Annotated in this window: 9 protein-coding genes and 1 tRNA gene; 8 read left to right on the top strand and 2 right to left on the bottom strand. The window is 42.7% G+C overall.

Annotation, left to right across the window (positions count from 1 at the left end; translation table 11 throughout):
- Positions 1–187: 187 nt before the first annotated feature.
- The 6 genes from HG267_RS14055 (at position 188) to ftsH2 (ending at position 8,488) form a co-directional block, all read left to right on the top strand.
- Positions 188–1,738: a serine/threonine protein kinase gene (locus tag HG267_RS14055; protein WP_045872543.1), complete on the top strand. Its 1,551-nt coding sequence runs from the start codon at positions 188–190 to the stop codon at positions 1,736–1,738.
- 248 nt (positions 1,739–1,986) lie between these two features.
- A tRNA-Asp gene (locus HG267_RS14060) sits at positions 1,987–2,060 on the top strand.
- 228 nt (positions 2,061–2,288) lie between these two features.
- Positions 2,289–3,521 carry an RNA-guided endonuclease InsQ/TnpB family protein gene (locus HG267_RS14065; protein WP_045872723.1) on the top strand — a complete coding sequence of 411 codons (1,233 nt, stop codon included), beginning with the start codon at positions 2,289–2,291 and terminating at the stop codon, positions 3,519–3,521.
- A 50-nt stretch (positions 3,522–3,571) separates the two neighbouring features.
- The gene (gltX, locus tag HG267_RS14070) at positions 3,572–5,014 is read left to right on the top strand and encodes a glutamate--tRNA ligase (protein ID WP_045872544.1); all 1,443 of its coding nucleotides are present in this window, start codon (positions 3,572–3,574) and stop codon (positions 5,012–5,014) included.
- A gap of 383 nt (positions 5,015–5,397) precedes the next feature.
- Positions 5,398–5,892 carry a hypothetical protein gene (locus tag HG267_RS14075; protein ID WP_045872545.1) on the top strand — a complete coding sequence of 165 codons (495 nt, stop codon included), beginning with the start codon at positions 5,398–5,400 and terminating at the stop codon, positions 5,890–5,892.
- Between the two features lie 709 nt (positions 5,893–6,601).
- Positions 6,602–8,488, top strand: a complete 1,887-nt coding sequence (ftsH2, locus tag HG267_RS14080) for an ATP-dependent zinc metalloprotease FtsH2 (RefSeq protein WP_045872546.1) — start codon at positions 6,602–6,604, stop codon at positions 8,486–8,488.
- A gap of 82 nt (positions 8,489–8,570) precedes the next feature.
- Here the strand turns inward: ftsH2 and HG267_RS14085 are convergent, their stop codons facing one another.
- Together HG267_RS14085 and HG267_RS14090 are read right to left on the bottom strand one after the other, a co-directional pair.
- Positions 8,571–8,951, bottom strand: a complete 381-nt coding sequence (locus HG267_RS14085; protein ID WP_045872547.1) for a type II toxin-antitoxin system HigA family antitoxin — start codon at positions 8,949–8,951, stop codon at positions 8,571–8,573.
- Between the two features lie 17 nt (positions 8,952–8,968).
- Positions 8,969–9,262, bottom strand: a complete 294-nt coding sequence (locus tag HG267_RS14090) for a type II toxin-antitoxin system HigB family toxin (RefSeq protein ID WP_045872548.1) — start codon at positions 9,260–9,262, stop codon at positions 8,969–8,971.
- A gap of 220 nt (positions 9,263–9,482) precedes the next feature.
- Between HG267_RS14090 and recR the strand changes: the two genes are divergently transcribed.
- Together recR and HG267_RS14100 are read left to right on the top strand one after the other, a co-directional pair.
- Positions 9,483–10,040: a recombination mediator RecR gene (gene recR / locus HG267_RS14095; RefSeq protein WP_045872549.1), complete on the top strand. Its 558-nt coding sequence runs from the start codon at positions 9,483–9,485 to the stop codon at positions 10,038–10,040.
- Positions 10,041–10,395: 355 nt separating this feature from the next.
- On the top strand, positions 10,396–11,265 hold the full coding sequence (locus HG267_RS14100) for a hypothetical protein (protein ID WP_263420058.1): 870 nt from the start codon (positions 10,396–10,398) through the stop codon (positions 11,263–11,265).
- Positions 11,266–11,666 lie beyond the last annotated feature (401 nt).

Here is an 11,666-nt window from a genome sequence, read left to right on the forward strand (position 1 = left end):
GGGTTGATTGACTAGAGTTAGAGAACAGCATTTATCTTGTGAATGAATAGCTGGAAAATAGACATTATTTGTGAGAAGTCAGATAAAAACCTTAAAGGATAGATAGCCGGAATTATATACATATATTGAAAATTGTTAGTTAAAATGCTCATTATTAATTTTGGTGAGTATTTAAGAGGTTATAAAAGTGAATCAAAGCTCATCAGCGTCTCCCGATAGTAAAGGGTTACTTGCCAATCGGTATCAACTGATCAAGTTAATTGGCACAGGAGGTATGGGCAAAGTTTTTTTAGCGAATGATGTTTTATTAGGAGGAACACCAGTCGCTATCAAGTTTCTAGCTCAAACTGTTTTAAACCCAAAGTTGCAAAAAGATTTTGCACGAGAAGCAATGGTGAGCGCAGCTTTGAGCCAAAAAAGTATACATATCGTCAAGGCTTATGATTATGGCGTAAGTGAACAAGGTTACCCCTTTTACGTCATGGAATATTTATCGGGAAAATCTTTAAAAAAATTCATACCGATGAACTTGCCAATGTTTATGAATCTGACTCGTCAGATTTGTTTAGGCTTACAGTGCGCCCATCAAGGGATGAATATAGAAGGTAAGATTTATCCCCTTGTGCATAGAGATATTAAGCCAGCAAATATTTTAGTAATGCCCGACCCTATATTAGATTATTTAGCAAAAATCTTAGATTTTGGCATTGCTAAATTTGTCAATTCTGTATCAACGCTTAGTACAAATATAGGATTTCATGGCACTTTACCCTATTGCTCACCAGAGCAGTTAGAAGGGGACGAATTAGATAGCCGCTCTGATATTTATAGCCTAGGTGTGATGATGTTTGAAATGCTCACAGGTAAAAAACCTTGGGAACCAGAAACCGATCACTTTGGTGCTTGGTATAAAGCACATCACTTTGAGCCACCAAGAGCGATCGCAGAAGTTAAACCAGAACTGCAATTCCCCAAAGAACTCAATGATTTAATTATGGCTTGTTTGGCAAAAGCTCCACGCGATCGCCCGCAAAGTAGCACCCAACTGCTGCAAGTTTTGGAAACTATCAATCGCACTTACTATCTGAATTGGCCTGCAAATAAGAGTTCCATGAAAGTGGGTAGTCGTATGCCATCTGAATCAGTCAATGGCAATAATTCTCATATTGCTACAAAATCTGATTTACCTGTGGCTGTAGAACAAATTTTTTGGCAAGCAATTTGGCCGCCAAACAAACCGATTCAGGAAATTGTGTTTCCGCGACTTTTAGATACCGAAAAAGACTCTATAGCCTCCCTATGGCTGATGTTACCCAAAGCAGATATTCAAAAGCGTTCCCATTCTATCCGTTACAACCAGTTTCTCTTCATCAAACTTCCTCATCCCATGCTGCTGTGGCTAACAGTTCTGTATAACAAGCAACTAGGGCCGAAGTGGCTACCCTGCTACCTCGATATGCAAGAACCGCAAAATCAAAAAATGGTGTATTCCTTAGCCAGCAATGAACGCTACCCGTTAATTTTATTTACCCTAGAAGCGCCTAATCTTTGTACTAGCGTTATGAGCAGTTACATTAATGACACTCAGCGACAAACGTTGAAAACTTGGCTAGAACAGAGCAAAACCTTACCACCCTCATCTCAAGCGCATTTGAGTAAAAACCTCTTAAAGCAACAGTACAAGCAAATGCAATCCCAGATTCAGGAGCATTTAGCTTCAATGCCATCTGTCGGCTGAGGGACTTCTAACTGAAAAAATAAGCAGAGGAAACAGAGGAAGCCAGTGCGTTGCGGAGGACAGTTGCGTGGGCGGGTTTCCCGACTTGAGCAAACTGTCCGTTGAGCTTCCCTCCATTGTAGCAACTGGCGTGAGCAGAGGGAGCAGAGGAGGAAGAAGACAATTCTGGTCTTCTCTTTGAAATTTCCTCCGCCAAATTGCTTGACAACTTAAAAAAAAATTTGCATAATAGCAAAGTCGGTAATCAAGGGACTGTAGTTCAATTGGTTAGAGCACCGCCCTGTCACGGCGGAAGTTGCGGGTTCGAGCCCCGTCAGTCCCGTTCTAACGAAAGATTCATAAATGCTGAACACTCGGTAAACTGAGGTAAAGGCAACTAATTATCAACATTTACCTCTGCAAAGCACTGGCTCCTCAGTGCTGGTTATCAGGACGTTCATTGAAAACCTTGTGGCTTTAGCCCTGTTTACGCCTCATTCACTCTTTCTATGCCTTGGTATACTTATGCTTTTTATGTTAGCATAAGTATGTGGTAAATTGGTCGATGCCCATGATTGTTTACGAGTTCAAAGTCAAGGCAAAAGACCAACAATATCAGGCGATAGACGAAGCAATTCGTACTAGCCAGTTCATTCAAAATATGTGCTTACGCTACTGGATGGACAACAAAGATTCAAAAGTAGATAAGTACGCATTGAATAAATACTGCGCTGTATTAGCTGCCGAATTCCCCTTTGCTGATGAACTCAATTCAATGGCTAGGCAGTCTGCGGCTGAACGTTCTTGGAGTGCGATAGCTAGGTTTTACGATAACTGCAAGAAAAAGGTTAAAGGTAAAAAGGGGTTTCCAAAGTTCAAGAAAAACTGCCGTTCAGTGGAATATAAATCAACTGGATGGAAGCTTTCTCAAACTCGAAAGGCTATCACCTTTTCAGACAACAAAGGTATTGGAACTCTGAAATTAAAGGGAACCTATGACCTTAATTACTATGACATCAAGCAAATTAAACGGGTGCGCTTAGTACGCCGTGCTGATGGATATTATGCCCAATTTGCGATTGATGTTAACGTCAAAATCGCAACTCAACCCACAAATCAAATAGTGGGTATTGATTTGGGTTTGAAGTACTTCATTGCTGATAATCAAGGCAATGTAGAACCTTCCCCCCAGTGTTACCGGAAATCAGAAAAACAACTCAATCGTGCCAACCGCAAGAAGTCGAAGAAGTTCAGTAGAGATAAAAAGAAATCTCTTCAAAGACAATCAAACAATTACCACAAAGCTAGAAAGCGATATGCCCGGAAGCATTTAAGGGTAAGTAGGCAACGAAAAGAGTATTGCAAGAAGTTGGCATACTCCGTTATCCAATCTCACGATTTGGTAGCCTACGAAGATTTAAATGTGAAAGGGTTGGTTAAAAATCGACATCTAGCTAAATCTATTTCTGATGCTGGCTGGTACACTTTCCGTAGTTGGTTAGAGTATTTTGGACACAAATATGGAAAGGTGACTATTGCAGTCCCTCCCCACAATACAAGCCAAAACTGCTCTAACTGTGGCAAGAAAGTGAAAAAATCTCTGTCTACTAGGACTCATGTTTGTCCTCATTGCGGATACGCAGAAGATAGGGATGTCAACGCAGCAATCAACATTTTGAGACTAGGACTCAGTACGGTAGGGCATACCGGAACTTACGCTACAGGAGATTTGCCCTCTTGGGCAGTTGGCGCAAGCCTGCTGTCTAACGGCGAGTCGTTGAATGTAGAATCCCCTCGCCTTTAGGCAGAGGGGAGTGTCAAAGTGATCATGCTTTGCTAAAGAGAGAAAGAACTGTGACTGTTAGAGTCCGTATTGCTCCAAGTCCAACTGGAAATCTACATATTGGTACAGCTAGAACGGCTGTATTTAATTGGCTATTTGCTCGCCACCACGGTGGGAAATTTATCCTGCGAATTGAAGACACAGACCTAGAGCGATCGCGTCCTGAATACACAGAGAATATTCTTGAAGGGTTGCGCTGGTTAGGGCTGAACTGGGATGAAGGCCCATTTTTTCAATCTCAACGCCTGGATCTCTATAAACAAGCAGTAGAAAAACTGCTAGCACAAGGTTTAGCCTATCGCTGCTATACCACCAGTGAAGAACTAGAGGCTTTACGGGAAGCCCAAAAAGCCAAAGGGGAAGCACCACGTTATGACAACCGTCACCGCAATCTCACCCCAGAACAAGAAGCTGCTTTCAAAGCGGAAGGACGTAGCTTTGTCATTCGCTTCAAAATCGAAGACGACCGAGAAATTGTTTGGGACGATTTAGTCCGAGGAAAAATGTCTTGGCGGGGTAGCGATTTGGGTGGTGATATGGTGATCGCCCGTGCTTCCGAAGATGGTGTTGGTCAACCACTGTATAACTTTGTGGTTGTAGTGGATGACATTGATATGCAAATCACCCATGTAATTCGGGGAGAAGACCACATCGCCAACACCGCCAAGCAAATTCTCCTTTATGAAGCTATGGGGGCAAAAATTCCCCAATTCGCCCACTCACCGCTAATTTTAAATATGGAAGGGCGGAAGCTTTCCAAGCGAGATGGTGTAACTTCAATTTCCGACTTTCAGCAATTAGGTTTCACTTCCGAAGGCTTAGTGAATTACATGACTTTATTGGGTTGGTCACCACCAGACTCTACTCAAGAAATCTTCACTTTAGAAGCAGCAGCCAAAGAATTCAGCTTTGAGCGTGTTAATAAAGCAGGTGCAAAGTTTGACTGGGCGAAATTGGATTGGTTAAACAGCCAGTACATCCATAATATGCCAGTCAGCCAGCTCACAGATTTACTCATCCCTTATTGGGAAGCAGCAGGCTTTAACTTTGATGGGGGACGCGATCGCGCTTGGTTAGAGCAATTAGTAGCTTTACTTGGGCCAAGTTTAACTCGCCTCAAAGATGCTGTCGCTCAGAGCCAACTGTTTTTTACTGAGACAGTTGAATTTAGCGAAGAAGCCAGTAAACAGTTGCAACAAGAAGGTTCTGCGGCTGTTCTACAAGGAATTCTTGCAGCTTTAGAAACTCAAGAATTGCAAGAAGCTACCGCCCAAGAGATTATTAAGCAAGTGGTAAAAGCCCAAAATGTCAAGAAAGGCTTAGTAATGCGATCGCTCCGCGCTGCTTTAACCGGAGATGTTCATGGCCCAGACTTGATTCAATCCTGGCTATTACTCCACAAAATTGGTTCAGATCGCCCCCGTTTGAGTAAAGCGATCGCAGCAAGCAGTTAGCTCAGAGTCTTTGACAATATTTTAGATTTTTAGAGGCGTACTCAAGTGCGCCTCTATTCATAATATAAGCAGTCGCAGGTATTGGGGAACTCGGGGCCCCCACGACCGCAGGGAGTGGGGATTAGGGGTAATAGGGATTGGGGACTGGGTAATGGGTAATTGGGAATGGGACAAATACCCAACACCATACTAGTAGTCTGTCAACCCAAAAATGTTAGGTGGAGGTTGGGTAAAGCTTAAAGGGAAAAGGGTAAGGGACAAAAACCTTTCCCCTTTACCCCGCCAAGTTACCTTCGCGTACTACTAGTTAATTCTTCTATTTTTGGGAACTTTACGTGTAAAATTCATGTCATTAACTCCACTTAGACAACCATGTGATTAAAATGCCGAAAAGAGTTCTTAACAAAGGAATAAGATTATCATTAATGGTGGTTACACTCTTAGTCACATCGGTCACTCATGCTGGAGCAGATGTGCCACAAACACCACCAATATTTGGAGATATCTCCATCGGTAAGAATTTTTCTCCTGACCCCTTCACCGTTCGGGGTATGAGTGGCGGTTCAGTTCCAAGTAACCAAGTAGCAAAGCGAACTGAAACTGCAACTGGGCCATGTACTGGATTTGTTGATGAAACACCAGACCATAAATTAGAAATCACTACTAAATTGGATTACTTGAAGCTACTAGTGCAAAGTCCTGAAGATACTACACTCATAGTCAAAGGCCCTGGTGGTACATGGTGCAATGACGAGTTTGATGGTAAAAATCCTGGGATGGTTGGTGAATGGCTCCCAGGAACTTATCAGATTTGGGTGGGTTCTTATGTGAAAGGCAAATATTTTCCTTATACTCTCCAAATTAGTGAAGTGAAATAATGAAACAGTGCTGAGGAGCCACTGCGTTGGACGGGTTTCCCGGCTTAAAGCAAGTGGCGTTGCTAAGTTCTGAGTTCTGAGTAAAAATTCTCATTGAAACTTTCATGCATGGTTTGTGAAATTTTTCATTGGGACTGGTTCCTACCTCAAAACCAGTCATGTATCTCGTGCTGTAGGTTGCGCGCAGTGCTCTTCGGTAGTTGCAGCCGACAATACATTAGCTTTAGCTAAAGAATTTCATAATCTAAAATCGAGCATCCACAATAGGATAGAGGGGTAGAGGCACAGCAATAGCTCAGGGAGCATAGATTTGATAACGCTTCCTCACGCTGATGTTCCTCAAATCTCGTTTTGCTGTGGAGCTATTATGTATTAAAATTAAGTTAACTTTAATTAAGATTCGTGTCGTCGCTCTAGATTTGCTGTAAAGACCTTATAGTTCTAGGACGCTGCACACAAAACATCAAATTCATCAAAATGGATTTATTAAGAGTCCGTTTCACAGCTAGCTAGCAACCAAGAAAGGATGGATGATTACAAAGAAGTTTTGAATTCTAGGATGACGCGCCCTCTAGCTAGTGCTGCAGGGTCAGTTAGTTTGAAAATTTTTATACTTTTTACTTCCATATCATCCTAAATTTAGCAGGGTGATTGATCTATTTGGTTGCTAAAGCTGATTAGTTGTATTGGCATTTAGAGGCAGATTAAAATGAAACTTTCTTGGAAAGTCCTATTACTGTGGACATTGCCTGCTTTGGTAATTGGCTTCTTCTTCTGGCAAGGGGCATTTGCTGGCGCTCCTGCTGACATGACGAAGAATGCAGCTAATACGCGCATGACCTATGGACGCTTTCTAGAATATTTGGATGCTAATCGCGTCAGTAGTGTAGATCTCTATGAAGGTGGTAGGACAGCGATTATCGAAGCCGTAGATCCAGATATTGAAAATCGTATTCAACGCTGGCGAGTGGATCTGCCTGTTAACGCACCTGAGTTAATTAGCAAGCTGAAAGATAAAGGAATTAGTTTTGATGCCCACCCCATGCGGAATGATGGGGCTATTTGGGGCCTTTTAGGCAATCTTGTTTTTCCCATTATATTGATTGCGGGTCTGTTCTTTTTGTTCCGTCGCTCTAGCAACCTCCCAGGCGGGCCAGGTCAAGCAATGAACTTCGGCAAATCAAGAGCGCGTTTTCAAATGGAAGCCAAAACTGGCGTGAAGTTTGACGACGTAGCAGGTATTGAAGAAGCCAAAGAAGAATTGCAAGAAGTTGTTACCTTCTTAAAACAGCCAGAAAGATTTACTGCTGTAGGCGCAAGAATTCCCAAAGGTGTGCTGTTAGTTGGCCCTCCAGGAACTGGTAAAACTTTACTCGCAAAAGCGATCGCTGGTGAAGCTGGTGTACCTTTCTTCAGTATTTCTGGTTCAGAATTCGTAGAAATGTTTGTAGGTGTAGGTGCGTCTCGTGTACGTGACCTATTTAAAAAAGCCAAAGACAATGCCCCTTGTATCATCTTTATCGATGAAATTGATGCCGTAGGTAGACAACGGGGTGCTGGTATCGGTGGTGGTAACGATGAGCGCGAACAAACCCTCAACCAGCTACTCACCGAAATGGATGGTTTTGAAGGTAACACAGGCATCATTATTATTGCTGCCACCAACCGTCCTGACGTATTAGACTCAGCATTATTACGTCCCGGACGCTTTGACCGTCAAGTAACAGTCGATGCACCGGATATTAAAGGACGTTTGGAAATCTTACAAGTCCACGCCCGCAATAAAAAACTTGACCCTAGTGTATCCTTAGATGCGATCGCTCGCCGCACACCTGGATTTACAGGTGCAGATTTAGCCAACTTACTCAACGAAGCGGCTATTCTCACCGCCAGAAGACGCAAAGAAGGCATTACCATCACCGAAATTGATGACGCGGTGGATCGGGTAGTTGCAGGGATGGAAGGTACTCCCTTGGTTGACAGCAAGAGCAAGCGCTTAATTGCTTACCACGAAGTAGGACACGCCTTGGTGGGAACCGTCTTAAAAGACCATGACCCAGTACAGAAAGTTACCCTGATTCCTCGCGGACAAGCACAGGGTTTAACTTGGTTTACACCCAACGAAGAACAAGGATTAATTACTCGTTCTCAACTAAAAGCCCGGATTACTGGTGCTTTAGGTGGACGTGCTGCTGAAGAAGTCATTTTTGGTGCTGCGGAAGTTACCACTGGTGCAGGTGGCGACTTACAACAGTTGTCCGGAATGGCTAGACAAATGGTAACCAGATTCGGGATGTCTGATTTAGGCCCCCTATCTTTGGAAAGCCAACAAGGTGAAGTATTTTTAGGTCGTGACTGGACAACTCGATCTGAATATTCCGAAGCGATCGCTTCTCGGATCGATGCTCAAGTCAGAGCGATCGTAGAAGAATGCTACGCACAAGCTAAGAAAATCATTCGTGAAAATCGTAGCGTCACCGACCGTTTAGTTGATCTGTTGATCGAAAAAGAAACAATTGACGGCGCTGAATTTCGGCAAATTGTGGCTGAGTACACTCATGTTCCAGAAAAGCCTCAGTATGCACCTCAGCTATAATTCAGTAATTAAAAATTATTGAAATAGATGGGTATGGTAACAACACCATACCCATTTTTATTGGCTGAAATAGTTGCAGCTTTCAAGCCGATTTTTCCATCAGAGGATAAGGTTGGATTAACACCTCCGCCGGAATGCCTAGTTGCTGATGCAAAAGACGAATCATATCCAAAGTCAGAGGCTGCTGTCGGTTCAGAATCTCTGCAACTTGTACCTGAGTACCAATTACTCGTTCTAAATCATGCTCGGACAATCCTCGGGATTCGAGATAATATAAAATCGCCTCAATAGGATCTGGTGCTGCGATCGGGTAATGCCGTTGCTCGTATGCTTCTACAAGTGTAGTTAAAACTTCTAAGCGGTCATACTCTGGTGTATTTAGGTCTGCATCAAACAATCTTTCAATTTCTGCCAGCGCCGCACGATAATCAGCTTCATTTCGGATGGGATGGAGTTCAAGCATATATTAATATTATTGCCTCAAATACTTGTCGCATCTACGTTATCGTATTCTTTATGCGTTCCAATAAAACGAATAAAAATAATTTGAATCTCATAACGAATATGGACAATCAAGCGGTAATCATTGCCTTTGATGTTAAAGACAACACGGTTATTGGCAAGAATACTGGCATTACGATAGATGCTTTTGATAGCAGCAGGGCTATCCCATTCAGCACGAGATGCCTCATCAAACCAAGCTTTTAATGGCTGTTCTGCATCTGGATATGCTTCCCAGAACTTTCTTAAAGTGCTGCGGGCAATGATTCTCATAATGAGATTATAATCACTCCAACTATGAACAGTAAATTTTTTAAAGCATCATAAATTACATTTATGCATCAGGTAATTTCTTACTTAATTTTTTAGACAGTTAGCGATTCGGGAATCATCCATCCAAAATGTTGTAAGAATGTCATCATAGTTAAGGTAAAAACATTCTGGAGATAAAGCCACGGTTTACGCACGTCCTTTAGCACGGTTAATCGAGCAACTGCAACGCCTACCGGGAGTTGGGCCCAAGTCAGCCCAGCGATTGGCTTTGCATATTCTGAAGCGGCCAGAAACGGAAGTAGAAGCTTTAGCACAAGCCCTGATTGATGCGAAAAAACAGGTAGGTTTATGTTCTGTCTGCTTTCATTTATCTGCTGAACCAGTTTGTGAAATCTGCCGCAACCCTAACCGCGAGCAAAATACTATATGTGTGGTAGCAGATTCCCGTGATGTGATTGCACTGGAAAAAACCCGCGAGTACAAAGGTAAGTATCACGTTCTAGGTGGGGTGATTTCGCCAATGGATGGAATTGGCCCAGAACAGCTAACCGTCCAGGCTTTGGTGCGGCGAGTCAGTCAACAAAAACCCCAGGAAGTGATTTTGGCAATCAGTCCCAGTGTGGAAGGGGAAACCACAACATTATATATTGGTCAGTTATTGAAACCTTTCACGAAGGTGACGCGGATTGCCTTTGGTTTGCCTGTGGGCGGTGATTTAGAGTACGCCGACGAGGTAACTTTGGCGAGAGCCTTGGAAGGCCGCAGAGAATTAGATTAGCAGCAGTTTTCGCCAAGCAAAATCTACTCAGAAGAAAAATAGAAAGTGTAAAGGTGCGATCGCTCTGAATAAAAGCGATCACACTCACTAATTTTTAGACACAACCCATGAACAACCAAGACAATCCACAAAATTTTAGTCCACAAGAAAGACCCTGTTTTATCTGTGGTTCACAAAATTTTGTTTGGGGTCGCGCTGTAGGCGAATCACCAAGTACTTGGGTATATTTCCTGGCATCGAATGCTACATGGGGAGAAGGCGAAAAACTGCACGCCCGTAAATGCCTTAATTGCTATAATGTGCAGCTTTTTGTTGAGGATTGAGCTGGGAAAGTCCGTAAAAGCCAATTTTTAGGATGTATATATTATCAGTTCTCTTCTCTGCCACCAAGCCAATGTACAACAACTACAATCAGTCTTCTTTTCCTCACCCTGGTTCGCTGTCAATCTGGCGGGGAAATTATTTCAACTATGTAGTACCAAATAATTGGCGAGTGGTTGAGGATGGTCAATTTGCTGTTGTTCTGGTTTCTCCAGACAATGCTGCTTTGACGATTATGGTGGGAAATTCGGGACTACCTGTAAACTACAACCCTTGGCAGTTTGTTTATGAGAAGTTGTTAGCAATGCAACCTTACGACCTGCGGATTGGTCAACCCCGCCCAGCGCCACCGATTGCTGGATGTTCAGTGGCTTATGAGTTTGATTGCACATACTTCTCTAATGGTATTCCCTACCAAGGTCTAGCCAAATGCAGCGTGGCATATAGTTACAACATCTGTACTATGGTAATGACTTGTGCCGCATCGCACCAATCACAGTGGGCTAATTATGCTTCATGGTTGCCACAGGTAGCATTTCAGGTTTCAGCAACTAATGGGGCGGCTTTTGGAATGCAAGGAATCATGGCGCAAAATCTAGATATTTCGCAGACTGAAGGGCAAAGATATCAGGAATACCGCGAATGGTCTCAACGGACTTGGGACGAAGTCAGAGGTCAAAGAAATGAATCTATAGATCGTCAAAACTTCCAGTTTCGTGAAAACCTGGGTAATGTCACAACTTGGACAAACTCTTATGGTTATCCAACCGTCGAGTTACCAAACAACTACAACTACTATTGGATCAATCGTCAAGGGCAAATATATGGTACTAATAACAGTACCGAAAATCCTAACTTTGGCTCAACTCAAGATTGGGTAAGGATGAATCGCTATTTACCCTAAACATTATTAGATTTGGTCTCATTTTTTAACTCTTGCAAGTAGCAAACTAACTTTTGCGACTAGCAAACTAACTTTTTGACTCGTTTATCAACGTCAAAACTCTTAGGACAGATTATTAACGCAATAAATCAATATTATAATTATTTAATCGTTTAATTTGCCTATTTTCGCAGTTTTATATCACATTATTGCACTTTTTTGGATTTCTAACTTAAACGGTCAACTCCCAATACTTGTCGGTTAAGGGGAAAAGGGGAAGGGTAAAAGGGGCAAGAAAAAACCTTTAACCCTTACCCTTTCACCTTTTCCCCAAACCAAATTCCGAGTTGAAAATCCTTAACCGAGCAGTATTGGGTCAACTCCTATTAAATAACTCCACGGATCAATTTGGGGGCTGTCTT

This window comes from Tolypothrix sp. PCC 7601, from assembly GCF_025677855.1.
Classification (GTDB): domain Bacteria; phylum Cyanobacteriota; class Cyanobacteriia; order Cyanobacteriales; family Nostocaceae; genus Aulosira; species Aulosira diplosiphon.